At 37.9% G+C, this 26,333-nt stretch carries 19 protein-coding genes and 2 pseudogenes; 15 read left to right on the forward strand and 6 right to left on the reverse strand.

Annotated features, from left to right (window positions below; genetic code table 11):
* The first annotated feature begins 12 nt into the window (after nt 1–12).
* The 5 genes from odhB to GVX98_RS03615 all read left to right on the forward strand — a co-directional run bounded on the left by odhB (nt 13) and on the right by GVX98_RS03615 (nt 5,713).
* The gene (gene odhB, locus GVX98_RS03595) at nt 13–1,227 is read left to right on the forward strand and encodes a 2-oxoglutarate dehydrogenase complex dihydrolipoyllysine-residue succinyltransferase (protein WP_004982740.1); all 1,215 of its coding nucleotides are present in this window, start codon (nt 13–15) and stop codon (nt 1,225–1,227) included.
* 59 nt (nt 1,228–1,286) lie between these two features.
* On the forward strand, nt 1,287–2,720 hold the full coding sequence (gene lpdA, locus GVX98_RS03600) for a dihydrolipoyl dehydrogenase (protein WP_159127279.1): 1,434 nt from the start codon (nt 1,287–1,289) through the stop codon (nt 2,718–2,720).
* Nucleotides 2,721–2,892: 172 nt separating this feature from the next.
* Nucleotides 2,893–4,059: an ADP-forming succinate--CoA ligase subunit beta gene (gene sucC / locus GVX98_RS03605; protein ID WP_159127280.1), complete on the forward strand. Its 1,167-nt coding sequence runs from the start codon at nt 2,893–2,895 to the stop codon at nt 4,057–4,059.
* Between the two features lie 11 nt (nt 4,060–4,070).
* Complete coding sequence (sucD, locus tag GVX98_RS03610; protein ID WP_159127281.1) at nt 4,071–4,961, forward strand: succinate--CoA ligase subunit alpha; 891 nt, start codon at nt 4,071–4,073, stop codon at nt 4,959–4,961.
* Nucleotides 4,962–5,338: 377 nt separating this feature from the next.
* Entirely contained in the window at nt 5,339–5,713 is a 375-nt protein-coding gene (locus GVX98_RS03615; protein ID WP_228716261.1) for a hypothetical protein, read from the forward strand.
* 298 nt (nt 5,714–6,011) lie between these two features.
* On the opposite strand, the gene GVX98_RS03620 is transcribed toward GVX98_RS03615, so the two are convergent.
* Entirely contained in the window at nt 6,012–7,628 is a 1,617-nt protein-coding gene (locus GVX98_RS03620; RefSeq protein ID WP_228716286.1) for a flotillin family protein, read from the reverse strand.
* An 84-nt stretch (nt 7,629–7,712) separates the two neighbouring features.
* Between GVX98_RS03620 and GVX98_RS16855 the strand changes: the two are divergent.
* Together GVX98_RS16855 and GVX98_RS03625 are read left to right on the forward strand one after the other, a co-directional pair.
* A pseudogene (locus tag GVX98_RS16855) lies at nt 7,713–8,186 on the forward strand (transposase); the annotation flags it as partial.
* Between the two features lie 365 nt (nt 8,187–8,551).
* Nucleotides 8,552–10,900, forward strand: a complete 2,349-nt coding sequence (locus GVX98_RS03625) for an AAA family ATPase (protein WP_159127283.1) — start codon at nt 8,552–8,554, stop codon at nt 10,898–10,900.
* Between the two features lie 677 nt (nt 10,901–11,577).
* On the opposite strand, the gene GVX98_RS03630 is transcribed toward GVX98_RS03625, so the two are convergent.
* Complete coding sequence (locus tag GVX98_RS03630) at nt 11,578–12,243, reverse strand: hypothetical protein (RefSeq protein ID WP_159127284.1); 666 nt, start codon at nt 12,241–12,243, stop codon at nt 11,578–11,580.
* A 168-nt stretch (nt 12,244–12,411) separates the two neighbouring features.
* Between GVX98_RS03630 and GVX98_RS03635 the strand changes: the two genes are divergently transcribed.
* The 5 genes from GVX98_RS03635 (at nt 12,412) to GVX98_RS03655 (ending at nt 21,476) form a co-directional block, all read left to right on the forward strand.
* Nucleotides 12,412–14,418 carry a class I SAM-dependent DNA methyltransferase gene (locus GVX98_RS03635; RefSeq protein ID WP_159127285.1) on the forward strand — a complete coding sequence of 669 codons (2,007 nt, stop codon included), beginning with the start codon at nt 12,412–12,414 and terminating at the stop codon, nt 14,416–14,418.
* 2 nt (nt 14,419–14,420) lie between these two features.
* Nucleotides 14,421–15,632, forward strand: coding sequence for a restriction endonuclease subunit S (locus tag GVX98_RS03640; protein WP_159127286.1), 1,212 nt, complete (start codon nt 14,421–14,423; stop codon nt 15,630–15,632).
* Nucleotides 15,633–15,775: 143 nt separating this feature from the next.
* A complete protein-coding gene (locus tag GVX98_RS03645) occupies nt 15,776–16,819 on the forward strand; it encodes an Abi family protein (RefSeq protein WP_159127287.1) in 1,044 nt (347 codons plus the stop codon).
* A 10-nt stretch (nt 16,820–16,829) separates the two neighbouring features.
* On the forward strand, nt 16,830–20,114 hold the full coding sequence (locus GVX98_RS03650; RefSeq protein WP_159127288.1) for a type I restriction endonuclease subunit R: 3,285 nt from the start codon (nt 16,830–16,832) through the stop codon (nt 20,112–20,114).
* 12 nt (nt 20,115–20,126) lie between these two features.
* The gene (locus GVX98_RS03655; RefSeq protein ID WP_159127289.1) at nt 20,127–21,476 is read left to right on the forward strand and encodes an ISL3 family transposase; all 1,350 of its coding nucleotides are present in this window, start codon (nt 20,127–20,129) and stop codon (nt 21,474–21,476) included.
* Between the two features lie 262 nt (nt 21,477–21,738).
* Here the strand turns inward: GVX98_RS03655 and GVX98_RS03660 are convergent, their stop codons facing one another.
* Entirely contained in the window at nt 21,739–22,461 is a 723-nt protein-coding gene (locus GVX98_RS03660) for a metallophosphoesterase (protein ID WP_159127290.1), read from the reverse strand.
* Between the two features lie 10 nt (nt 22,462–22,471).
* On the reverse strand, nt 22,472–22,957 hold the full coding sequence (locus GVX98_RS03665) for a hypothetical protein (RefSeq protein WP_159127291.1): 486 nt from the start codon (nt 22,955–22,957) through the stop codon (nt 22,472–22,474).
* Between the two features lie 71 nt (nt 22,958–23,028).
* Here GVX98_RS03665 and GVX98_RS03670 point away from each other — a divergent pair, with 71 nt between their 5' ends.
* Entirely contained in the window at nt 23,029–23,250 is a 222-nt protein-coding gene (locus GVX98_RS03670) for a helix-turn-helix domain-containing protein (RefSeq protein ID WP_159127950.1), read from the forward strand.
* Between the two features lie 393 nt (nt 23,251–23,643).
* On the forward strand, nt 23,644–24,024 hold the full coding sequence (locus tag GVX98_RS03675; protein WP_159127292.1) for a hypothetical protein: 381 nt from the start codon (nt 23,644–23,646) through the stop codon (nt 24,022–24,024).
* Nucleotides 24,025–24,050: 26 nt separating this feature from the next.
* Here the strand turns inward: GVX98_RS03675 and GVX98_RS17025 are convergent, their stop codons facing one another.
* Complete coding sequence (locus GVX98_RS17025) at nt 24,051–24,152, reverse strand: hypothetical protein (protein WP_159127951.1); 102 nt, start codon at nt 24,150–24,152, stop codon at nt 24,051–24,053.
* Between the two features lie 92 nt (nt 24,153–24,244).
* Nucleotides 24,245–25,190, reverse strand: a pseudogene (locus GVX98_RS03685) (IS5 family transposase).
* A 216-nt stretch (nt 25,191–25,406) separates the two neighbouring features.
* On the opposite strand from GVX98_RS03685, the gene GVX98_RS03690 reads away from it, so the two are divergent.
* Nucleotides 25,407–26,276, forward strand: coding sequence for a transporter (locus tag GVX98_RS03690; RefSeq protein ID WP_159127293.1), 870 nt, complete (start codon nt 25,407–25,409; stop codon nt 26,274–26,276).
* Nucleotides 26,277–26,333 lie beyond the last annotated feature (57 nt).

Raw genomic sequence — 26,333 nt, forward strand, 5'->3', positions numbered from 1 at the left:
AGATTCTTAGTAATGGCAACCGAAATTAAAGCACCGGTATTCCCTGAGTCAGTTGCGGATGGAACAATCGCAACTTGGCACAAACAACCAGGTGAAGCAGTATCACGTGATGAAGTGATCTGTGATATTGAAACAGATAAAGTTGTTTTAGAAGTTGTTGCTCCTGCTGACGGTACAATTGCATCGATCATTAAAGGTGAAGGTGACACAGTTCTTTCAAATGAAGTGATTGCACAGTTTGAAGAAGGTGCTGTATCTGGCGCTGCGCAAACTGAAGCAGTTCAGTCTGAAGCGAAAGTAGAACAAGCAGTTACTCAAACTGAAGCGGGTGCTGCACCAGTCGTTGAACGTGCTCAAGTTGCTGATCAAGCGCCTGCTGTGCGTAAAGCATTGACTGAGTCTGGCATTCCAGCTGCTGATGTTGCAGGTACAGGCCGTGGTGGTCGTATCACGAAAGAAGATGTGACAAATCACCAAACTAAACCAGCAGCTCCAGCTGCAGCACCATTAAGTGTTGCCGTGGGTGAGCGTGTTGAGAAGCGTGTTCCAATGACACGTCTTCGTAAGCGTGTTGCTGAGCGTCTGCTTGCTGCAACTCAAGAAACTGCAATGTTGACGACGTTTAACGAAGTGAACATGAAGCCAATCATGGAAATGCGTGCACAATACAAAGACGCATTTGAGAAGCGTCATGGTGCGCGTCTTGGTTTTATGTCTTTCTTTGTTAAAGCGGCAACTGAAGCGCTTAAACGCTACCCAGCAGTTAATGCTTCAATTGACGGTGATGACATTGTTTACCACGGTTACTATGACATCGGTGTAGCAGTATCTTCTGAGCGTGGTCTAGTTGTACCTGTGCTTCGTGATACAGACCGCATGAACTATGCTGAAGTTGAAAATGGTATCCGTGACTTTGCTTACAAAGCACGTGATGGTAAATTGGGCATCGAAGACATGACTGGCGGTACGTTCACAATCACCAACGGTGGTACTTTCGGTTCATTGTTGTCGACTCCGATCTTGAATACACCACAAACTGCGATTTTGGGTATGCATAAAATCCAAGAGCGCCCTATGGCTGTAAACGGTCAAGTAGAAATCTTACCGATGATGTATTTAGCGCTTTCTTATGACCACCGTCTAATCGATGGTAAAGAAGCTGTAGGTTTCTTGGTAACAATCAAAGAATTGTTAGAAGAACCAGCTAAATTGATCCTTGACCTTTAATTCTAAAGAATAAAACATGGGCTTAGAGAGATCCTCTAAGCCCATTTTTGGAGATAAAAATGTCTCAACAATTTGATCTTGTTGTAATTGGCGGTGGCCCAGGTGGTTACGAAGCAGCAATTCGTGCAGCGCAGCTTGGTTTTAAAGTTGCGTGTATTGAAAAACGTATTCACAAAGGCAAACCATCTTTAGGTGGGACGTGCTTAAACGTGGGTTGTATTCCGTCTAAAGCATTGCTTGATTCTTCTCACCGCTACGAAGATACAATGCATCACTTAGCTGATCATGGTATTACAACAGGTGAAGTGAACTTTGATTTGTCTAAACTCCTTGCACGTAAAGACAAAATTGTTGACCAACTTACTATGGGTATTGATGGCCTTTTAAAAGGTAACGGTATCGAGTGGTTAAAAGGTACAGGTAAATTACTTGCAGGTAAAAAAGTAGAATTTGTATCTCACGAAGGTGAAACTCAAGTTTTAGAGCCTAAATATGTGATTCTTGCAACGGGTTCTGTGCCAATTAACATTCCATCAGCACCAGTTGATCAGAACATCATTGTTGACTCAACTGGCGCACTAGAATTCCAAGAAGTACCTAAGCGTTTAGGTGTAATTGGTGCGGGCGTAATCGGTCTAGAGCTTGGTTCAGTATGGCGTCGTCTAGGTGCTGAAGTTGTTGTATTTGAAGCAATGGACGCATTCTTACCAATGGCTGATAAAGCATTGGCGAAAGACTACCAAAAACTTTTAACTAAGCAAGGTCTTGATATCCGTGTTGGCGCTAAAGTTGCGGGCACAGAAGTTAATGGTTCTGAAGTTACTGTTAAATATACTCAAGGCGGCGAAGAAAAAACTCAAGCGTTTGATAAGTTGATCGTTTGTGTAGGTCGTCGTGCATATGCTGAAGGTCTATTGGCTGATGATTGCGGCATCAAACTAACTGAACGTGGTTTAGTTGATGTGAACGATTGGTGTGCGACGTCTGTTGACGGCGTATATGCTATTGGTGACTTGGTTCGTGGCCCAATGCTTGCGCATAAAGCGATGGAAGAAGGTGTAATGGCTGTTGAGCGTATTCACGGTCATGCAGCTCAAGTGAACTATGACACCATCATTTCTGTGATTTACACACACCCAGAAGCGGCGTGGGTCGGTTTAACAGAACAGCAAGCGATCGAGAAAGGCCACGAAGTGAAAACGGGTCAATTTGGTTTCGCTGCAAACGGCCGTGCAATGGCTGCGGGTGAAAATGCTGGTTTCGTGAAGTTTGTTGCTGATGCAAAAACTGACCGTTTACTGGGTATGCACGTGATTGGGCCTGCTGCGTCTGATATCGTACACCAAGGTATGATTGCACTTGAGTTTGTATCTTCGGTTGAAGATCTACAGTTGATGACTTTCGGTCACCCAACATTCTCTGAAGTGGTTCATGAAGCTGCACTTGCAGTGGATGGTCGAGCGATTCACGCAATTCAGCGTAAACGCAAATAAGACAACGAAAAGAGCGACTACGGTCGCTCTTTTTTGTTTCAGGTGTTGTCTTCTCATGAAGAATCATCTAAAAATAAAGACAAGAAGTTTTAAAAATCCAAAATGGTTACTGTGATAGTAAACAGTTTCGGTGCAACAAAAAGTAAATAAGCAGTAATAAAAAGGTTAGTCGATGAATTTACATGAATATCAAGCTAAAGCGCTATTAAAAAAATATGGTATGCCTGTCCAAGAGGGCGTACTTGCCACCACTCCAGAAGAAGCAGTAAAAGCCTTTGAACAAATAGGCGGAAAATTTGCTGTCATGAAAGCCCAAGTGCATGCGGGTGGTCGTGGTAAGGCGGGTGGCGTAAAAGTTGTAAAGTCAGCAACGGAAGCTGCTGAATATGCAAAAAGCATCATCGGGACCAACCTTGTTACCTATCAAACCGATAGCCATGGCCAACCAGTAAATAGCGTACTTGTCGCGGAAGATGTGTATCCTGTAGAGCGTGAACTGTATTTAGGTGCAGTGGTTGACCGCTCAAGTCGTCGTGTGACCTTTATGGCTTCGACCGAAGGTGGCGTCGAAATTGAAAAGGTTGCAGAAGAAACCCCTGAAAAAATTATTAAAGTTGAAGTCGATCCTTTGGTTGCCTTATTGCCATTTCAAGCGCGTGAAGTTGCATTTAAGTTGAACCTTAAAGATGGTCAAGTGAATCAATTTGTGAAAGTGATGTCTGCTGCGTATCAAGCATTCATCGAGAATGACTTTGCTTTATTTGAGATCAATCCTCTATCTGTGCGTGAAAATGGTGACATCCTATGTGTCGATGCCAAAGTGGGGATCGATTCAAACGCGCTGTATCGTTTACCAGAAATTGCTGCGCTGCGCGATAAGTCACAGGAAAATGAACGTGAGTTAAAAGCGTCTGAATTTGACCTCAACTACGTCGCGCTTGAAGGCAACATTGGCTGTATGGTCAATGGTGCGGGCCTTGCGATGGCAACCATGGATATTATTAAACTCTATGGCGGCCAACCTGCGAACTTCCTTGATGTCGGCGGTGGTGCAACCAAAGACCGTGTGATTGAAGCGTTTAAAATTATTCTGGCAGATACCTCTGTACAAGGGGTATTGATTAATATCTTCGGTGGAATTGTACGTTGTGACATGATTGCTGAAGCAATTATTGCAGCGGTTCAAGAAGTAAATGTGACCGTACCTGTGGTTGTTCGTTTAGAAGGGAACAATGCTGAATTAGGTGCCAAATTACTTGATGAATCAGGTTTAAAACTTATTTCTGCAAATGGCTTGTCGGATGCCGCAGAAAAAATTGTTGCTGCAGTAAAAGCGTAAGGAGTATCAATATGAGCGTATTAATTAATAAAGACACCAAAGTATTGGTACAAGGTTTCACAGGCAAAAACGGTACATTCCACTCAGCACAAGCGCTAGATTATGGAACCAAAGTCGTTGGCGGGGTAACTCCTGGTAAAGGCGGCACAACTCATCTAGATTTACCTGTATTTAACACCATGAAAGATGCAGTTGCAGGTACAGGTGCAGATGCAACTGTGATTTATGTCCCAGCTCCTTTTGTCTTGGATTCAATTATTGAAGCAGTGGATTCAGGTGTTGGACTGATTGTGGTCATCACAGAAGGCGTGCCAACTTTAGACATGCTCAAAGCTAAGCGTTATCTTGAAACAAATGGCAATGGTACGCGTCTGATTGGTCCAAACTGTCCGGGTATTATTACCCCAGGTGAATGTAAGATCGGGATTATGCCGGGTCATATTCATCAACCAGGTAAAATTGGCATTATTTCACGCTCAGGTACGTTGACTTATGAAGCGGTTGCTCAAACGACGAAATTAGGCTTAGGACAATCAACCTGTATTGGTATTGGTGGCGATCCAATTCCGGGCATGAACCAAATTGATTGTTTGAAACTGTTCCAAGAAGATCCGCAAACTGAAGCGATTATCATGATTGGTGAGATTGGTGGTACAGCTGAAGAAGAAGCAGCTGAATATATTCAATCGTATGTGACTAAACCTGTGGTGGGTTATATTGCAGGTGTAACAGCACCGAAAGGCAAGCGTATGGGACATGCGGGAGCAATTATTTCTGGTGGTAAAGGTACTGCTGAAGAAAAGTTTGCAGCATTTGAAAAGGCGGGGATGGCGTACACGCGTAGCCCAGCAGAACTCGGTTCAACGATGTTCCAACTTTTAAAGGACAAAGGTTTAGTTTAAGCCTTTTATATTTTAAAGGAAAAAGCCGTATGTCTTAATTGCACATACGGCTTTTTTGTGGAGAGCATATTGGTTTGCCCTAATACATTTCTCTGTATAAAAATAATATGGGGGTTAGAGTGTTTAATCTCAGCTGAAAACTATATTTAGCCACATTGAAAAAGCAATATTGGACAAAAGACAAAATGGTTAAATTAGAGCAAGATTTGCTATGTACTTAACAATCTGAGAATTGATAAATATTTGGTGTTCACTGTTTATATAGGAGACTATGCTATATTCATAATTAAAATAATTCTTTTGAAGACATAATATTACAGATGTTAAAGCCTATTCATTTATTGTTTTGTCGTTGCTTATTTTTGTTCGGGCTAGCGATGAATATCGCTTATGCTGAAAATGAAGATGTCTATTTGGCGGAGTCTTTGAGTGATGATATTTTCCACTATTATCAGCAGTTAGCTGCACAACATGATGAAGCGGAAAACGATTATACATTGATCAATAATGATTTTTATGAGAATGAATATATTCGCGTATTTAACTACTCGGGCTATAACTCGGATAGTTTAAGCCATAAATTGGGGACAGGGGAGTTTCATAGTTCAGACTTGGATGCACTCAGCATTTCATTTGGGTATGGTATTGAAATTAAAGTCAATAAAAGAAATAAAGTGGGATATGAGTACCTTTCAAATTTTCCTTATGATCGTGGGCAATTGATCCGTTTCTTTTGGGTGCGTTTGCACTAAATAGCTTAATTCTATTTATTCATAAAAAGTTTTTTCCGTTACTGTTTAGAATGTTTTCACTCAATTGTAAGGTCTAGGATGTTTACATGACTTCTTTGAATTCACTGGTGGCGAGTGAATCGACTTAAGAACGAAGATAACTTAAATTTTTATAATAGATGATGGGCTTAAGGTGCTGAGTGAATTCTTAGGTTTATCGTTTTAAAAGCTTAAATGTTTATTTTGTAGAAAGTTGAATATTAAAGCAGATGATAAAAACGCGACAGATCGTCGCGTTTTTTGATTGTAAGTCTAACTACTATTGAGCTTTGCTTTGCGGTTTTAAGCTTTGGGTTAAACCATTGATGTCGCCGCCTTGAATTCCCAGTTCATTCATCAAGCTGTCAATTAATGGTGCTTGGGTACGATAGCGTAGCGCACTATTCACCACTTGATCAGACAAAGCAACTTGTGAAGATTCCGCACCATCACCTCCAGTTGTTGCTGAGCTGACATTACCTAAACCGTTAACCTGTAGAATTTTGATGTCATCAATGTTTTCCATCGGCTTAACACTTTCACGAATGATTTCAGGTAAGTATTTTAACAATGCTAGGCGAATTTGCATTTCGACTTGCTCAGGAGATAAGACGTTGTTCGCCTCATTCACCGCACGTGTACCATCCGCATCGACTTGGTATTGTTTTTCCATCGCTTGAGCCAACAGTATTTTGGCATCCGCTTCACCTTTGGCTTTTAAGCGAGCTTGTTCGGCTTGAGCTTCCGCTGCAATACGAACGGCTTCGGCATCATCGGCAGCGGCTTGTTTGCCTGCTTCAGCTGCAACTGTAATCGCAATCGCATCTTTTTCTGCAGCCTGCTTCGCCGCAACCAACTCAACTGCTTTTTGACGCTCAGCACGCTGGGTTTCACGTACGGTAATCACTTCTTCTTCGGCTTTAACTGCTTCAGCACGGGCACGGTCAGCAGAAGCTTTGGCTTCAGACTCTTCACGCGACTTTTCCGCAATTGCAATAGCACGTGACTGTTCTGCCAGTTCGATGGTTTTCTTTTGTTCAACCTGCGCTTGTTCAATAATTTGTGATTTTTGAATGTTTTGGCTTTCCACATCACGTGCTGCACCAATACGCTTTAACTCGACTTCACGCTCAGCTGCAATTCGTGCTTCTTCTGCTTCACGTTTTTTCTCAGCTTCTTGTGAGGCAATTTCAGCCAATTGTTCTGCACGGCGAATTGCAATTTCACGTTCTTGTTGTAGTTTTGCGTATTCTTCTTCGCGGATGATTTGTAGGCGAGCTTGTTCTGCTTCTAAGTTCTTGGTCTTAATGGCAAGGTCAGCGTCTTGCTCGATGTGATTACGTTTACGGCGACGGTCTTCAATTGTTTCAGTTAGCTTAGTTAAACCTTCGGCATCGAATGCATTTTGAGGGTTAAAGTATTTGAAACCTGTTTGGTCTAAACCTGTTAAAGACACAGTTTCAAGTTCTAGACCATTTTTATGTAAGTCTTCGGAAACCACTTGTTGTACTTTTTGCACGAAGTCCACACGTTTTTCATGCAATTCTTCCATCGCCATTTCAGCAGCGACTGCACGCAAGGAATCGACAAATTTACCTTCCACAAGGTTCTTCAACTCATTTGGAGACATGGTTTTTTGTCCCAAAGTCTGCGCGGCAACTGCAATTGATTCTGCTAGTGGCTTCACACGGACATAGAACTCTGCCATGACATCGACGCGCATACGGTCACGGGTAATGAGCGCTTGGTCATCAGCACGGCGAACCTCTAAACGTAGCGTGTTCATGTTAACAGGGATAATTTCATGTAATACAGGCAGTACAATTGCACCGCCACCTAAAAAAACTTTAATGTCATAACAATATGTTAATAATTTTGTTAAAGTTCTGTTTTTTATATTATTTTTATAATTAATATAAATTAACATTTTTGTTAACACATTTATCTGCCTAGATGGGCTTTGTTACCCCCCATTAAAGGCTTATTCAATACTATAATTCTCAAATGTATGGGCGAATGGAAACGAAAGAAACATCAGACTGAATATCGTCGCCAATGGTATAAATTACATATTGGTGTAGATGCTTCAATCTTGCAAATACGGGCAGTTCAACTATCGACCGACATTGTCAGTGATTAAAAGTTACTTGGTAATTTACTCGAGAAGACTTCACAAGATGAGTACATTGAATCCGTATATACCTATGGAGCTTATGATACCCAGCTGTACTGTCAGATAATTACTGATCGGCAAGCTCATACAGTAAACCCACCTAGGAAAAATGAGAAACCATGAAAAGATAAAAAAGCTAGTTCGCTAGAGTGAAATGAACTGCTTCGAACAATTAAGCATTTAGGAAGAAAGATATGGAGAAACTGGTCTGGATATCATAGCCGACGTCTGTTCGAAATAAAGATGCATTGCATTAAATTATTGGGAGAAAAGTTAAGTGCATGAATTTTTCAGAGGCAGGTCAATGAAATTCATGTACGTATGGACGTTGAATAGCCACTAATTTGGTAGACACCTTTTAGTTAGATAAAATGTTACAACGAGGTTGGACTGTCTCAAAGTATGATGCGGTGAAAGATGAATATGAGCGGCCAATTTTTAAAAATGGCTTTGTTTTAGCTATACAGAAAATATTATCACAATTATAAAAGTTACATGAAATATGAAAAGAGGTTTATCGAATGGCAAACCTCTTAAACTAATTATTCATATAAAATATAGTCTTGATTAAATCCTAAAAGCATGGAGAATATCATATAAATATTTATTTTATAAATAATTTAAAATTAAGCATATTAGGGGGTGTTATGTTAGAAAGAATTCAATTAATTGAAAATATTGGGAATTATTTTCAAGTGAATACAGGTAGTATTCAATTTCAGCCTGTAAATATTATCTATGGGGAAAATAGAAATGGTAAAAGTACTCTCTGTGATATCTTTTATTCATTAGCTCTTAATAACCCTCAATTAATTCTTGATAGAAAGTCAATAATAGCTAATAAAGCACCAAGCGAAATTAATCAGACAATCAAAATGAAATTCTCTGGGCAATCTAGGGCCATACAATTTCAAAATAACAATTGGGACTCAATCCCTCCTGATGATTCACGACTGTATATTTTTGATCATGGATTCATACATAGAAATGTAATGACTGGTGTTAATTATACTCGTGAAAATTCTACAAATATGTCGGGATTTATCTTAGGTGAAAATGCTATTCAATTTGAAGCACTTGAGTTACGAAATCAAAAATTAAGAAATGATAGAAGAGACTTAACAGGTATTAAGAATCAACTTAATACACATGGTGTTGGCAATGTTGATACTTTTGTATCCATGTCTTTAACAGAAAAAACAGTAGAAGAACTAGATTTAGCATTACAGGCATCTAAAGACAAACAGACCACCTTAAATACTCAAATTTCCAATATTGATCATGTAATTCGAAGACCAATCCTAGACGATATTAGCATTATACAAGCAATTAAAGATAATTTACTGTCAATTAACAAATGCTTATCCTTGAATATGGAGAATGTACATGAAGTATCAAGAGCTATCGTAGATGGACACAAAAATAAGGTTGCTAACACAAATTTATTTAATGGGTGGGCATCGAATGGCTTGAAACATTTGCAAGATGATTGCCCTTTTTGTGGACAGGATTTAAAGGAAAGTGCTCAAATATTAATTGATAGCTATAAAACGGCTTTTGATACTACATTTCAAAATTTTCTGCGTGAAATAAGCACTCAAGTATCTTCCTTGTTAAAAATCAATCTTGTCGATTCAAATTTTGGATCTGTAAAAGAGCAGCATCAAAGAAATTTAAATCTATTAGAAAATACTTATATTGAAAGAGAAGTCCAAGGCCGAATACATGCCGAAAATTTCATTGAGCAATTAGCACAAAAATTCGAATGTCTTGAATATGTTTTTTCAGAATTAGAACAAACTAATAGCGAATTTGATGTCGTAATAAGAACCTCGCTAGAACAAAAGTCACAAACCCCTTACAACTCAATTGATACAATAGACTTCTCTAATTTGGAGGCCAAATTTAATGAGTATTGTTTATTAGTTGGGGAATACAACTGCATCAAAAGTGATGTAAACAACATTTTAAATCAATTTAAAGAATCTCAAGATGTCACATTATTGAAAGGCCATCTCACTGAAGAAGCCCGTAATGAAGAAGCTTTAACAAAATTTAAAAAAAGGCACGACTTAGATGGTCTATGTACAAGCTATATCAATTTAAAAGCTCAAATTGAAAGCGATCAAGCATCTTATGATACTGATAAGACAGCACTTGAAAATGCCCAAAATGAATTCCTAGATACATATTTTGTAGAAATAAATACCTTATTTCGTAGAATAGGCTCATCCGATTTTGAAATATCTAAAAGTATTAATCGTAGTGGTACTCGAACGGTATATGACTTGGAAGTAACTTTTAAAGGTTGTCCTATTGATAGAAATAAGCTGCATTGTTTATTTAGTGAATCAGATCGGAGAGCTTTGGCACTTTGTATTTTTCTTGCCAAAATCCATCGATTACCTCCAGTAGATAGGGAAAAAGCGATTCTGGTGCTAGATGATCCTGTAACCAGTTTTGATAATGAAAGAATTTCTAGCATATTGCGAATTCTATATACCTTGAACAACTCAATTAAACAATTAATTATCACTACTCATTACAAGGGAATGGCATCCGCAGTAATGAAAAAATTTAGTGATGTTCAAGCACTGAAAATTGTGCAATCTGAGAATGGGTCAATGCTTGTAAAAGCAACCAAAGAGGAAATGACTGCAACAGCACATGATGAAAGATATATGGAAATCATAGATTTTATTGAACGTAGAACTATGGATAATAAATTCACGAAACTTCGACCTTTCATCGAAGATGAAATGAGACAGCGTTATAGATTGTCCCTTTCAAAAATTGGCTTAAATGATAGAACTAGTTTCAACGACTGCATTGAGGGTTTAAAAAATAATCACTATATTTCTAGTACAGTTGCCGAATCACTTCATGAGTTTAGAACAACTCTTAATCTCCCAGCTCATGAATTAGAGCTTTGGACAGTAGATGATTCTAGATCATATGCAGAACAAATGATGGATTTTATATATTGCGAGCTTTAGTTTCTAGATACAAGAAATTTATTTACACTATTTAAGCAGTATACAAGCTTTATCTTATTTCATAATACGTAACTTTTTATACTCAATTTTATGTATTTATAATAAAATATAACCACAATAAGTAATTACTAAATAATTATTATTTAGTAATTACTAGATATTTTATACACTATCTACTAGATATAACCAAAGTCGGAGGGCGTATTTGATGCAATAGGTATTATTGTAAAAATAAGATATTAAATTTATATAACGTTTAATTATTCTAAAATTCACATAATGCACGTTATACGTAATACTGTATAATTATTCTTTAATTTCAAACTGATATTTCCTGTACCCAAGACCATTCCCTCTAGAGTGGGCCTTTTTATTGATTTTTCATGTTCCACGCTCATTTATTGATCAATATTCCACGGCTTTGTGTAGTCTCATTTAAACCTAAAACAGAAAAAATGACCAGATCAAATAAAATAGAATTCCAAGTAGTTATTGATTTTGCAGTGTGTTATTCCAATACAGATAAGTCATGTAATTTCGGCTATTTGCATTTTAGGGTGGGATTTTTATAAATCTCACCTTATTTTTAACTTAACAAACTATAATTTTGCAATCTAAGGTTGAAACTACTTGAGCTAATCATTTTTAAAATTTGCATTATAAGGTTGAAAGTGAATTTAGCTTTTTAATAATCCTTTTAGTTGACTCAAATATTCATTTGCTTTTTGTTGAGCATTTTCTTCTGATAAATTCAAATCGGATTGAATCTTAATGATGCTTTGTTCAAACTGTCTTAATTCCAAATCACTCAATCGTTGTTCATCTTTGTACATATCTATAGTTGCTCGACACAAATGAATGAAGTGTGCTGTTGTTTTGTGCTGATAATTACAACAAGCATGAATGATATTTTTGAGTCGTCTGTGGCGTAGCTCAATATTGATTGGTTTATAAGTTGGATGGCTTGCGCTAAAAAATAGTGCCTTATCTATGGCATCACCGCTATACCAACCTTTATCCAAATTTTCTTGTGCTGCTTGAATGTAAATTTCTGCTACTCGCTTCCTGTCAGCCAAAATGTATTTCTCAATTTCAGCTTGGTCAGTTAAAAGCTCAATTGGTTCAAACTGAACTTTAGTGCCGTATCTGTTTTGGGTAGATTGATCATTTACTCGCAGAAAAATGGTTGCACCTATTTCTATATCTGATAGCACGGTATTTTTGACAAGTTGGGCTTGATAATTTTTTACACTACCGATCAGTTCAGCTTGAATATACTTTGTTCCAATTTTTAAGATACGAAACTGTCCAAATGCTGTCATTTTTTCTTGCTTATTTGGCATCTCACACCAAGCCTAATGATTATCCTGTGATAAATTTTAACATTAAGTCTTTATTATGAAATAAAAAAGTAGTCAGATTTGAAATTTTTAAATATTGCATTTCAAGGTTGAAAAATCTACGTTAATTGCATAATATTTAACTATTGCAAAATAAGGTTGAAAAACAAAATGGCTTCTGCACCAAACAATACCGAATCTACTCTCGCTAGTTTTATTTGGAGTAATGCCAATGACCTTCGTGGAGGTGGCTTTCAGCATATAGATTTCGCCAAGGTGATTTTACCTTTTACGATTTTAAGACGTTTGGAATGTGTACTTGAGCCAACGAAAGAAGCGGTTCTCAATACTTATACGCAATTTAAAGATCAAGGTTTAGCCATTGATGACATTCTAACCAATGTCAGTACAAATCCGTTTTATAACAAATCCACCTATAATCTTTCTAATTTAGGTGGTACAAAAACCAAAGCCAATCTTGAAGATTACATCGCCAATTTCTCTGAAAATGTACGTGTCATCTTTGAACAATTTGATTTCAATACAACAATTAATAAATTAGCCAAAGCCAATCTATTACTGCGTATTTGCAATAATTTCGCTGCCATCGACTTACATCCGAATGTTGTGCCTGACCGTACCATGAGTAATGTCTATGAACATTTAATTGCTAAGTTTGGTGCAGAAGTCGGTACGGGGTCTGAGGACTTCATGACTCCGCGTGATATTGTACATTTAGCAGCAACTTTATTGCTTGAGCCTGATAATGAGCTGTTTGAACAAAAGAACGGTTTAATTCGTACCATCTACGATCAAACCTGTGGTACTTCGGGTTTTTTAACCGACATGATGAACTATGTAGAAGGCTATAAAGACCGATATAGTGTTGCTCCTGTACTTGTGCCTTATGGTCAAGAGCTGATAGAAGAAACTCATGCTGTCGCATTGGGTTCAATGTTACTCAAAAAATTAGAATCTGACCCAAGTCGTGATCTTTCCAAAAATATCAAATTAGGCAGTACATTAAGCAAAGATCATTTTTTAGATCAGCGTTTTCATTACCAATGTTCCAATCCGCCTTTTGGACTGTCTTGGGCAAACGATGCCAAAGCCGTACAGTTAGAGCATAAAGAAAAGGGTTTAAGTGGTCGTTTTGGTGCGGGCTTGCCTAAAGCCAGTGATGGCTCAATGCTTTTTTTACAAAATCTAATTTCCAAACTAGAACTGCCTGAAAATGGTGGTGGTCGTGGTGCGATTGTGCTATCAGGTTCACCATTGTTTAACGGTGGTGCAGGCTCAGGCGAGTCGGAGATTAGACGCTTCATTTTAGAAAATGATTATCTCGAAGCAATTGTTGCATTACCGACTGATATTTTCTTCCGTACAGGTATTGGTACATATATTTGGCTGATTTCAAACCGTAAACCTGAACAGCGTAAAGGCAAAGTACAGCTCATTGATGCTACAGGCATGGGTTCATCTATGCGCAAGAATGAGGGCAACAAGCGCAAGTTTATTGACCAAAATTCGATTGATGAAATTAGTCGTATTTATGCCGATTTTGAAGAAAGTTCGGTCAGTAAAATCTTTGACTATACTGATTTTGGCTATCGCCGAGTCAAAGTCTTGCGCCCTCTACGCATTGATCTTCAATTTGATGCGGAAAAACTGGAATCGTTTAAAGCATCGAAAGAATTTGGCAAGTTATCAGACAGCGACCAAAATGCGGTATCAGCTTATATTGAGCAGCAATTTGGTGACAGTAAAGACTATGCTTGGTTTGAGAATACATTCCTGAAAAATCTACCACTCAGCAAAGTCAGTAAGGGCTTAAAGAATGCTTTGATCGCTGCGTTTGGGGTGCAAAATCCTGATGCCGTAGCCGTAGAAATTAATGGTGAAGTGCAAATGGACAGTGAACTTACCGATTACGAGAACATACCACTCAATCAAGATATTGCTGCTTATATGGCAAAAGAGGTACTTCCTCATGCGCCTGATGCGGTAATTGATACCAGTTATACCGATGCCAAAGACGGTCAAGTAGGTGTAGTGGGTTATGAAATTAACTTTAACCGTTATTTCTATGTGTTCGAGCAGCCACGCCACCCAAATGAAATTATGGCGGAGATCAAAGAGTTGTCTGCCGAAGTTGCGCAATTACTTGGGGAGGTTTAAAAATGGAATTTAAGCAATACCCAAGTTATAAACCAAGTGGTGTGGAATGGTTAGGTGATGTACCTGAGCATTGGAATCTGAAAAAGTTTTGTTATCTTTTTGATGAAAACAAAAAGAAAAATATTGGCTTACAGGAAACCAATGTTTTGTCTTTAAGTTATGGAAATATTAAAGAAAAGAATATTGACGATAACAAAGGTCTATTACCTGAATCCTTTGAAACTTATCAAATTATTGAACCAAATGACATTATTTTTCGCTTTACTGATTTGCAAAATGATAAACGTAGCTTAAGAAGTGCTATATCAAAATATCATGGGATTATTACGTCTGCATATATTGGTGTCAAAACTAAACAAAATGCAGATTTTTATAATTATTTATTTCGTGCTTACGATTTACAGAAAGTATTTTACTCAATGGGCGAAGGTATGCGTCAATCTTTAAAGATGGACGAATTGAATAAAATGCCTGTTGTTTTGCCAAGTAAGGATGAACAAAAATACATAGTTTCATTCCTCGATGCTGAAACAGCACGAATTGACAACCTCATTACCAAGCAAAAAAAGCTAATTGGACTCTTTAAAGAAAATATAATCACGCTTGCTATGCTAGAGCAAATGCAGGGTGAAGGTGAACTTGTAAGACTTAGTAGCGTTGTATCTGAAGTATATAGACCTGTTCACCTAAATAACGCCATTGAGTACACAGCACTTGGTATATATAACAGAGGTCGTGGGCTATTTCATAAACCATTAACTCTTGGCTGTGACATGGGAGATTCAAGTTTCTTTTATATAAATTGTGGAGATTTGATCCTTAGTGGGCAATTTGCTTGGGAAGGTGCTGTTGCAATGGCCACAAATGCTGAGGATGGTTGTGTTGTTTCTCATCGTTATCCTGTTTTAAGAGGAAATTTAGTTAGTACAGAGTACCTCCTAGCACTTTTTATGAGTGATTATGGTACTTATTTGCTTAATGATTGTTCTCGTGGTTCAGCAGGTCGAAATAGACCATTAAATATCAATATGTTATTAAAACAAAAGATAAGGATACCATCAGATAAAACCCAACAAGAAATTAAAAAACTTCTTTTGGAGAAATCCATTCTAGAAATTAATGTTAATAAAACAATCGAAAAGCTTAAAGAATATCGTGCTTCGATTATCTCCCATGCGGTTACAGGCAAAATTGACGTTCGGGATTTCTGTTAATGGATTTTTCGATCATGGCTCAATATTTATGTACTTTGGTGCATAAATATTGCATTATTCTATCCAACATACCTGCCATGCCTAGGTTCAAGTTCGCTTGTTCACGCACAAATCGGCAGGTTTTTTTTGCCTGAGAAATTGCCATGGTTCAATTCACTAAACAGGCAAAAAGCAACCAAGAGCATCTTCAAGCTTGGCAAGATCGTGGCTTAATCATTCCTGATCTTGCACGGGCAGACCGCTATTTAAGCTTTATTGGCTACTATCGTTTATCGGCTTATACCATTCCTTTTCAAAAACCAGTTACAGTCAATTCAAGCGCATTACATCAATTTAAAGCCAATACAACATTTAATGATGTACTCAACCTATATATCTTTGATCGGGAGTTAAGGCTCTTGGTCATGGATGCGATTGAACGCATTGAAGTCGCAATACGGGCGCAAATTTGCAATGTGCTGTGCCATCAATCGGGTGATGCCTTTTGGTACACCGATGAACAGCATTTTAATTATAGCTATGCCCACATGCGTTTACTTGCCAGTATCGAACGGCAATTATTAGATGAAAAAGAACGCTTGATACGTGACGAGAAAGCCATTGATAAACGTCCACTCTCGCAAGCTGATAAAGATGCTTTAAAAGACAAAGTGCGTAAAGAAAACTTCTTACGCCACTATTTATCTAAATATGACAGTCCAAAATTACCGCCTTCGTGGATGATGATTGAAATGCTGACTTGGGGTGAACTCAGCCATCTTTATGTTGGACTCAAATCGACTCAAGCCAAAAAACAGATTGCTCAAAACTTAGGATTACATGCCGAAGTTTTAGAATCATGGCTGAAAACGCTGAATGATGTACGCAATATTTGCGCTCACCATAGCCGACTATGGAATAAAGAACATGGTCGCAGCATCAAGATTCCAACGTCAAATGCGATTCAATGGCTGCACAACCCTGTCACCTTGAGTAATAGTGCAATCCGCTATGAGAAGCGCAGCTACATGCTTTTGGTGGCAATGCAAACCCTACTTTACAAGATCAGCCCAAATTCAACATGGGCAAAACGACTCAAAGACTTAATCGAGCAGTATCCATCACTATCCAAAGCCAACATGGGAATGCCTGAGTTATGGCATCAAGACCCGTTTTGGCAACACGCATTACAACAAAATGAAGAATAAGGGGAATCACATGAATATATTGGCAGACAAAGCCCATTATGAAAGTCACTTAGAAGCCTATATTGTGCAAAAACTGCAAGCGCAAGGTTGGGTAGTTGGGCAAAGTAAAAATTATCATACCGAATATGCACTGTATCCCGAAGATTTAATCACATGGATTCAAGCCACACAGCCTGAAAAGTGGGAAAAACTGCAAGCCTTGAATGGCAATAATACCGAAAAGCGCATCATCGACCGCTTGGATGATGAACTGAATAAGAAAGGCACAATCCATATCTTTCGTAATGGCTTTAGCATGGCGGGCGCAGGCACAATCGACCTCAGTGAAAGCGCACCCGAAGATGGACGCAATCAAGCTGTCATTGATCGCTATAACGCCAATATCCTACGTGTTGTTCCACAACTCAAATATCATCCATCCAAAGACGCAGGCATTTTGGACCTTGTGTTGTTTATTAACGGCTTGCCAATGGCAACGGTGGAAATTAAGACCGAGTTTAACCAGTCTTTAGAAGATGCCATTGAGCAGTATAAAAATGACCGTAAGCCGATAGACCCTAAAACAAGACGTAAAGAGCCATTGCTAACACCCAAGCGTGGTGCAATTGTGCATTTTGCCTTGTCTGAATCTGAAATTGCCATGACCACGGCTTTAGATGGTGAAAGCACCTATTTCTTGCCGTTTAATAAAGGTAATGAGGGACATGCAGGCAACCCCCCTGCGGATGCAGCCAAAGGTGAGGATTATCCAGTAGCTTACTTTTGGGATTATGTCTGCCAACGTGATAATTGGCTGAAAATTTTCCATAATTTTGTCTACGTGGAAAAGAAAAACAAAGTCGATCTATATGGCAACTGGACTGTACAGGAACGTCTGATCTTCCCGCGTTATCATCAGTTTGATGCGGTGAATAAAATCATTGCCGATGTGCAAGAAAAAGGCGTAGGACTGAATTATCTGTGTGAACACAGCGCAGGGTCAGGTAAAACCTCTACGATTTCTTGGGTGTGTCATTCACTGGTGCGATTGCGTCATAATGACGGTACACCGTTTTATAACTCCGTCATTGTCGTCACTGACCGAACTGTACTGGATGACCAGTTACAAGAAGCTATTCAACAATTAGACCATCAAAAAGGCTTAATTGCTGCAATTAACCGTGATGACAAAGAACATGCGGGCAAATCGAAAAGCAAACAGCTTGAAGATGCACTGTTATCCAATAAACAGATCATTATTGTGACCATTCAGACTTTCCCGCATGTGATGGAAGCGATTCTGACCAATACCAGTTTAAGCGACCGTAACTACGGTATTGTGATTGATGAAGCACATACCTCGCAAACAGGCTCAACGGCATCTAAACTACAAGCGACATTGGCATTGCAGTCGGGTGAAGCGATGGCGAATCTGACGATTGAGGAATTGCTTGAGCAGATTCAAAAAGCCCGTGTACAGTCTAAAAACATCAGTCACTTTGCCTTTACTGCAACCCCAAAACACTCGACTAAAATGCTGTTTGGGCGCACTAAAAATGGTGAGCCTGCCAGTGATGACAACTTGCCTGAATCCTTTCATTTATATCCACAACGTCAAGCCATCGAAGAAGGCTTTATTTTAGATGTACTGCAAGGCTACGTGCCTTATAAAACCGCTTTTAAACTCGGCGGTGAAGCTGTTGATGATGATAAACGGGTCAATTCTAAAGCAGCCAAAAAAGCCTTAGCCCGTTGGATGGCTTTACACGCGACCAATGTCACCCAAAAGGTGCAGTTTATTATTCAACACTTTCACCACAATGTTGCCAATTTGCTTAATGGTCAAGCCAAAGCCATGATCGTGACCAGTTCACGCCCTGCGGCAGCACGATATAAAATTGCCTTGGAAAAATATATTGAAGATAACCCTGAATACAGTGCCTACCGTGTCTTGGTGGCATTTTCGGGTAAGCTCACGGGCAAACAGATTAGCCATGAAGCAGATGGTGATAGCGAAAACGGGGCGCTATTTCAAGTTGGTGAAGATGCTGAATTTACCGAAGCCAATATGAATGCCGATGCACCTAATTCTGATTTACGCATCGCATTTGACCGCCCTGAATATCGCTTAATGGTAGTGGCGAATAAATTCCAAACAGGCTTTGACCAACCCAAACTCTGCGCCATGTATATTGATAAAGTCATTGCCAATGAAGTTGAAGTGGTACAAACCTTGTCACGCTTAAACCGTACCACCACAGGCAAAGATCAAACCTTTGTAATTGACTTTGTAAATGACCCCGAATGGATTTTAAAGTGTTTCAAAAAATACGACAACGGGGCAAAAATGGTGGATGTACAAGACCCGAACGTGGTTTATACCATCAAAGATAATATTGAAGAACTTGATCTGATTACCGAAGATGATTTGGAGGAGTTTAAAGCAGCTCGTTTTAAAACTATCCGCGATATTAGTAATCATGATTTCAAAGAAACCACGCATCCCGACCTGTTTAAAGCAACTGATCGTGTCGCCCGCCTGTTTAACCAAAAACTGAAAATGCTCAAACAGGCGATTGAGCTACAGGAAACTGCATTTGATCAAGCCAAAGCAGACGGTAATGATGAAGGCGCAGAAAAAGCCGAATTTGAGCGCAAGCAGTTAGACGTAGAATTACAAACTTTAATGCGCTTTAAAGGCAATTTGGATAAGTTTGGCCGTATTTATTCCTATGTAGCACAGCTTATTGACTTTGGCGATCCTGAACTTGAAAACTTCTCGGCATTTACCAAGCTCTTATCCAAACGATTAAATGGTATGTCTGCTAAAGAAATTGATATTTCAGGCTTGGTACTGACTGGCTTTGGCATCTTTAAAAAGAAACTTAAAACCGATGATACCGATCATCCCGAAGCGGATGAACCTCAACCATTAGCCCCCATCCAAGGCACAGCGAACGGTGACTTACAGCCAAACAAAATGACTTATCTCAAAGAAGTGATCGAGCTGATTGCACAGACCTTTGGGGATATTTCTACCCGTGAAGAACAGGTGGTGTACATCAATCATTTAGTAACCATTCTACGAAATAACGATGTAGTTATGGCTCAGATTGAAAATAATCCTGAATCCACAGCCTTGCAAGGTAATTTGCCATCGGCAACGAAAGGCGCAATTATTCAAGCACTGACCTCACATCAAGACTTATCAGCATTGTTGCTCAAGACCGATGCACAAGCGATGCAGAATGTGATCAAGGTGCTGTATAAATTGCTTAAAGATGGTGAAACCATTGATGTGCATCGTCTAACATAACGGAGTATTGGAATGATTGATATTCTGCAACTGGAAGGTGTACAGCCGATAGATTACCGTAATGAAGATGGCTGTATTATGATTACCGTACAGCCAAGCGGTGAGCATTTGGAAACATGCCCTGAATGCGGTGGACGCTTATATAAGCACGGTCAGCGTATCAATCATTTTGCTGATACCCCCTTGCAGATGCAACCAGTAAAAATTGAGGTGATACGAACACGCTATCGCTGTTCTGAATGCAAAAGCATGATAACCCCTCAACTCAGCTTCTTAGATGAAAAACGCAGAGCGACCCATCGGCTGATTCAGCAAGTACGCAAGCGTTGCTTAGATCGAACTTTTACACAGCTTGCCGAAGATACGGGTGTAGTCGTGAACACCATTAAAAACATTACGCTCGATTTCGTGGAGGAATTAGAACGAGATATTAAGTTTGAAACTCCAACGATTATGGGTATTGATGAACTTAAATTGATGGGAACATATCGCTGTGTCATCACCAACCTTGCTATGAACAGCTTATATGATATGTTGCCTGAAAGAACTCAAGATACATTGATACCATACTTCGCCAAACTGCCTGATGCAGAAAAAGTAGAATGGATTTGTAGTGATATGTGGCGACCCTTCAAAAAGTCATTCCGTCTGCACCTACCAAATGCCAAGTTGGTTATTGATAAGTTTCATGTAGTGAGAATGGCAAGTGAAGCTTTAGACACTGAACGTAAAGCTTTACAAAGTAGTTTGGATCGTGATGCCCGACTGAATATGAAAAAACATTTACGGTGGATACTGCTTAGACGACCAAATTCATTGACCGAAGATCAACAAAGAATTTTAGGAAATTTAGAAAAATGGCATCCTGAATTTAAGGAAGCTTATGACCTCAAAGAGCAGTTTTATAATATTTATGAAGCAACAACCAAAGACGATGCCATACAAAGGTTTCATGAATGGGAAAGCAGTATTCCCAAATATTTAAAGTCTTTCCGTGACGTTGCTAAAACTGTGAATAATCACTTTGAGGATATATTCACCTATTGGGATGCGCCAATAAGAATTACCAATGCTTATACTGAGGGGCATAATGGTATTACAAGGGTCGCAAATCGAATGGGACGAGGATATACCTTTGAGGTGCTTCGAGCAAAAATGTTATATAACAAAGTGGCTCGATCTATTACAACTTTAAAGACTCCATCATCTTCATTAAAATCAACCGAAGGTTATGAGGGTTTAACTGCATTTCCAACCAAGCAAGAGAATACTAAGTTGGAATATGGCGCTTATATTCCAACCTTGGTTGAATTGTATGGCGGTGATGAATATTTAGATGAAGAACTAATTTCAACCATATAATGCAAATAGCCGTAATTTCGTGGTGTCTTGCAATGGGGGTAATCCAAATAGTCGGGCATATTCACGATTAAACTGAGATGTTTTACAATCGAAACAGGCGCCATTCGCATCTTGATGGAATGAGTCCAGAAGCCTTTGAAGCAGCTTCAAAATGAGGCTACTTCAATGTCTAGGGTACTGGGAGCAGTCCAGATCAATAATTTTATAGAGGAGTAATGAGTCTGATTTAACTATAAATATGCTTATGGAGTTTATTGTAAGATTAAATTAGTTCTTGAATAGTTAGACTTTTCCCAATCACCATACCTGTATCAATATAAAAACAGTTTTGAATCTTTATAGGCTGTTGAACTAGGGTATGTCCTAAATATATACCATCAATTCCTTCAACTTTTTGAAAATTTTTATTATTTTGGCCATGTAAAATACGACTTCTTCCCCATAATGCATTTTGAAGTGTGGAAGATTTATAGTTAGTGAAATAATCATTCTTTAGGATTGATTTTTTAAACTTTTGCCAGTCATTGAAATCAATATCAGCATGAACAAATCCATATAGCTTTCCTCTAAAATTAACTTCTAGGATTATCGGTAAATTAAGACATAGGTCTAAACAATCTACCTGTTCTGCAAAAGTGAGTCTGTATAACCAATCTCCGCCATGCTTGCAGTGGAGGTTAATCATTTCATCAGCCAGCCTTGCTTCTAAGCACATCTGTTCATGATTTCCCCGTATAGCTTTAAACCAAGGTTCTTTTGTTAATTCCAAACATTTTAAGCTATCACGACCTCTATCTATTAAATCACCAACGGATATCAGTAAATCCTTGGAAAAATCGAAATTTATAATGCTAAGTTGATCCATTAGCTCGACATAGCATCCATGTAGATCACCAACAACGAACAGTCGTTGAATATGTGATGCATCAAATTCTTCAATTAGTGAATTTTCTGGAAATAAATCCAATTCAGAAGTCGGTATCATTATTATAAAACTATATATTATTCAATATTATATCTATCGCGGACAACTCTGATTCAAGCTTTAAGAGTTTTTTGCTACGTTCGGAGGTAAAACTAGATATTCTATTTTCAATATCTGGATATAAAGCAACATATTTATCAAAAGTCTCTAACTCTGCTTTTAACTTATGTACTTTAGAATTTGCTTGATGGTAATCAACTAGAAGTTTTTTTTGAACAGCATCTTTATCAAAAATATTGTCTAAATTACCCAAAAAATCCATTTGATTGCTATTTGTACTGTATTTGAAGTTACAACCTGAACGATCAATAGACATGAAAGGTGTTTCCCCCAATTCTCTAATGATTATATAAATTTTTTGATAGAATTTCTTAGACTTAAATTCTGGAAAATTTAAGACAAACCCAGCATAAATATGTTTGAACTCACTGTTTTTAAATGTATTTTCACATAAGTATTTGATTATTTTCTGCTTTAAAGTGTGAGTATCATGCATCCTATAACCAAAGAACAATAAGAAATATCCTATTTTGGGATATTTTTACTCATAGTTCAATATCTATGGCTATGAGTTCATTGCATGATCCTAGATATAGGGCACTTATCAATAAGTTAAGAAAAATACGTGAGTCTAAAGGAATGACTCAAGTAGAACTTGCTTCATCTTTAAAAAAGCCTCAATCGTACATAGCAAAAGTTGAAAATTTCGAGAGACGCCTTGATATTATTGAATTGCACGATTGGTTAGTGGTTTTAGACACAAAAATATCTGTTTTTTTTAAAACATAAGCTTTAAAAATTAGAAGTTAGAACTATTTAAGATTAGCTTCATTTGCATGAAATGATGGCTATTTTTTTTGGTAAAATATAGTCATCAAAGATCCTTATTAAAAAAAAATGATGACTGCGTGTAATGAATCGGAAATTGAAAAAAGAAAGGTTAGGGCTAGAAATGGTCAATAATTTAATTGAGATTATGCAGCTATCAGGTGAGTCGATAAAGCATATGGTTGCTGATGAAAATCGTAGTTTTTATGAGAAAAAACAATAAATTATCAAATTAAATTTTCTAAAATCATCAAACTGTACTACCGCATTTTCTAAGTGTTATTTCTTGTACAATATTGGGCATTATTTTAAAATTATTATTTTAGTTAGTTAAAATATTATCAAAGTAATGACATGAAGATATCTTTAGATTATCAAAATGAAAGAAGAAAAACTCTTATAAAGGCTGTAATCAATGCTGCTGAAATTCTTGAACTGTCTGATGATGAATTTTTCAAAATTTTAAAAATAAAGAAAACAAGTATAGCCCTGCTGAACAATTTGAATTATCCAAATCCAATATCTTTTGACGAAGAGATCGCAATATTATTTGTTTCAATCTTCAATTTACTCCATAAACTATCTGGTGGTGATGTAGATACTATGTGTTATTTCATTAGAAATCTCAATGGTTTAATAGGTGATATTCCTATTAAAAAAATTGAAAGCACAGATGGTTTGGCCAAGGTTTACAATGTATTAGGGAATATCAGTGAAAAGACTTTCAGACCTTAATTAAACTTTGAGTTTAAATAATAAATTTAGTTTAATCTGGCTTTTGGTGTTGTACCGACAATACGTTTATACGCACGCGTAAGTGCAGCACCAGAGCTATAACCTAGACGAAATGCAACAAGTTCTATTGTTTTTCATTTTCTTCATTTAAAGATTGTATAGCTAATCGGCTTTGTTGCATAAAGGCTTAAAAGGCAGAGTTCTCCTAAGCAACTCAAATTTAAGATACAAGTTGGGTATGAGGGCGACCTAATTCCGTAAATCTGTTTAGGATTGCTACACGTGCATGAATTTCATTGACTTGGCTCTGAAAGCTTCTTGCCATTAATTTATCGCCTAATAACTTGATGCAATGCATCTTAGTTTCAACCAAACTTCGCCGATGATAGCCTGACCATTTTTTCCATAGTGTCCTGCCTAAGCGTTTAACTATTCTAAGTAATTCATTTCGCTCTAGCGAGCTGCTCTTTGTATCTTTCCATGGTTTCGCATTTTTTGTAGGTGGAATCACTGCATGCGCTTGCCGATCTGCATGACCTGACGGCATTTCTTGGTTTCATAAGATCCATCGGTATAAACAGAGTCAATCTGTTCATCTTGTGGAATCTGATCAAGTAAATCACCATGGACTTGCGAATCACTTACGTTATTGGTTGTAAGCTGAACAGCTCGTATTTGCAGGGTTTTAGCATCTATACCAATATGTAATTTACGCCATTGACGACGATATTCGGGCTGATGTTTCTTACGTTTCCATTCACCTTCACCTAAAAACTTCAAGCCCGTGGAATCGACGATGTGCAGTGCACTGCGCAAGGCAGTCCATTGCAACTCTTCTCATAGCTAATTTGAATATCAATATGCTTTTGTCTTCTACAAAACATACTGTAATCTGGTGCTGCCCAATTTAATCCGCAAAGGTTAATCAGACTTTGAACAAAACCTGTGATCATGCGTAAAGACAATCAAAATAGGGATATGATCATCAGACAGCACTGGATGGCAGTATCAGAATAGGTTTGATTTCGACCATGCTTGTCTTGTGATTGTTCATATCACTGAGTCTTTGGATCGAACCAAATGGCAATATTCCCACGATTGATCAAAGCGCGATTATAGGATGACCAATTGGTCGTACGATAAACTTTAGGTGTAGGCTTATTCATCTGAGAATTAGATTGCTAAATAAGACCTTATCGGTAGGTTTGTGCAACAAAGCTGATCAATTGTAGTAATCGTCATCCAAATTAAGAATATGAAATTGGCAATTAGAGAAAATAAGTTGTCTAGTTGAGAAAAGTAAAGAAAGTTAAACCTTATTACTATGATTTAAGGATCACGAGTCTTCGTGATTATAAGAATCTAATCTCATGAGGACTTTAATGAAGAATTATTATATTGCACTATTTGGATGTTTAGTAAGTTCATTAACAACATTCCAAACCACACATGCCGCTGGTGAAGCGATGGCAAGAGATTATGTCGCTGGCCCTGATGGATTGAGCCTTGCAGTCATGTATTATGAACATAAACAATCGGATACATTTGTTTCAAATAATAAAAAAGTTGATGCTGATTTAAATGTGAATACAGGTGTCGCACGTTACGTCCATTTTATGGAAGTTGGTGGAATGATGATTGACCCTCAGGTCATTCTTCCTTTTGGCAGCCTAGATATGACTATTCCGAATGCTGTGGATAATAAAAATTCAAGTATTGGAGATATCATTCTTCTGAGTTCTTTTTGGTTTGTTAATGATCCTGTAAGTAAGACTTATTTTGCATTTACTCCTTACTTAACCATTCCCACAGGTAGTTATGATGCAAATATTCCAACTACTAGCCTTGGTTCTAATCGTTGGAGCTATACTACTGAGTTCGGGATGTCTAAAGGCATAGGTGATAAATCATTTATTGATCTCATTGCTGCTGTTGATTTCTATGGAAAAAATGATAATTACATGGGAATGAACCAAGAAAAAGATCCCGTATTTAGTCTACAAACTATCTATTCCTATAACTTAACTCCTAGCATGTGGGCTTCAGCTAAATACAGTTATCTTACTGGTGGTGAAACGAAGTTAGACCATATCGACCAAGATGATAAAGTTAAAACGCATAAATTAACATTCGGTTTAGCAAAACAATTCAACAAATCAAATAATATTCAAGTTGAATATAACCATGATCTAGAGGTTAATAATGCATTCGAGACTAGAGGTATTAAGTTGAGATATGTATATTCATATTAATTAATTATTGATTATTAATGCAGGATTGTTATCTTGCATTTTTTTTGTCTTTAAAAC

The sequence above is a fragment of the Acinetobacter sp. 8I-beige genome, assembly GCF_902505955.1.
GTDB lineage: Bacteria > Pseudomonadota > Gammaproteobacteria > Pseudomonadales > Moraxellaceae > Acinetobacter > Acinetobacter johnsonii.

What these genes read in the sequence shown, in the direction of transcription:
- odhB (WP_004982740.1), top strand. Translation starts at nt 13, where the DNA reads ATGGCAACCGAAATTAAAGCACCGGTATTCCCTGAGTCAGTTGCGGAT.
- lpdA (WP_159127279.1), top strand. Translation starts at nt 1,287, where the DNA reads ATGTCTCAACAATTTGATCTTGTTGTAATTGGCGGTGGCCCAGGTGGT.
- sucC (WP_159127280.1), top strand. Translation starts at nt 2,893, where the DNA reads ATGAATTTACATGAATATCAAGCTAAAGCGCTATTAAAAAAATATGGT.
- sucD (WP_159127281.1), top strand. Translation starts at nt 4,071, where the DNA reads ATGAGCGTATTAATTAATAAAGACACCAAAGTATTGGTACAAGGTTTC.
- GVX98_RS03615 (WP_228716261.1), top strand. Translation starts at nt 5,339, where the DNA reads ATGAATATCGCTTATGCTGAAAATGAAGATGTCTATTTGGCGGAGTCT.
- GVX98_RS03625 (WP_159127283.1), top strand. Translation starts at nt 8,552, where the DNA reads ATGTTAGAAAGAATTCAATTAATTGAAAATATTGGGAATTATTTTCAA.
- GVX98_RS03630 (WP_159127284.1), bottom strand. Translation starts at nt 12,243, where the DNA reads ATGCCAAATAAGCAAGAAAAAATGACAGCATTTGGACAGTTTCGTATC.
- GVX98_RS03635 (WP_159127285.1), top strand. Translation starts at nt 12,412, where the DNA reads ATGGCTTCTGCACCAAACAATACCGAATCTACTCTCGCTAGTTTTATT.
- GVX98_RS03640 (WP_159127286.1), top strand. Translation starts at nt 14,421, where the DNA reads ATGGAATTTAAGCAATACCCAAGTTATAAACCAAGTGGTGTGGAATGG.
- GVX98_RS03645 (WP_159127287.1), top strand. Translation starts at nt 15,776, where the DNA reads ATGGTTCAATTCACTAAACAGGCAAAAAGCAACCAAGAGCATCTTCAA.
- GVX98_RS03650 (WP_159127288.1), top strand. Translation starts at nt 16,830, where the DNA reads ATGAATATATTGGCAGACAAAGCCCATTATGAAAGTCACTTAGAAGCC.
- GVX98_RS03655 (WP_159127289.1), top strand. Translation starts at nt 20,127, where the DNA reads ATGATTGATATTCTGCAACTGGAAGGTGTACAGCCGATAGATTACCGT.
- GVX98_RS03660 (WP_159127290.1), bottom strand. Translation starts at nt 22,461, where the DNA reads ATGATACCGACTTCTGAATTGGATTTATTTCCAGAAAATTCACTAATT.
- GVX98_RS03665 (WP_159127291.1), bottom strand. Translation starts at nt 22,957, where the DNA reads ATGCATGATACTCACACTTTAAAGCAGAAAATAATCAAATACTTATGT.
- GVX98_RS03670 (WP_159127950.1), top strand. Translation starts at nt 23,029, where the DNA reads ATGAGTTCATTGCATGATCCTAGATATAGGGCACTTATCAATAAGTTA.
- GVX98_RS03675 (WP_159127292.1), top strand. Translation starts at nt 23,644, where the DNA reads ATGAAGATATCTTTAGATTATCAAAATGAAAGAAGAAAAACTCTTATA.
- GVX98_RS03690 (WP_159127293.1), top strand. Translation starts at nt 25,407, where the DNA reads ATGAAGAATTATTATATTGCACTATTTGGATGTTTAGTAAGTTCATTA.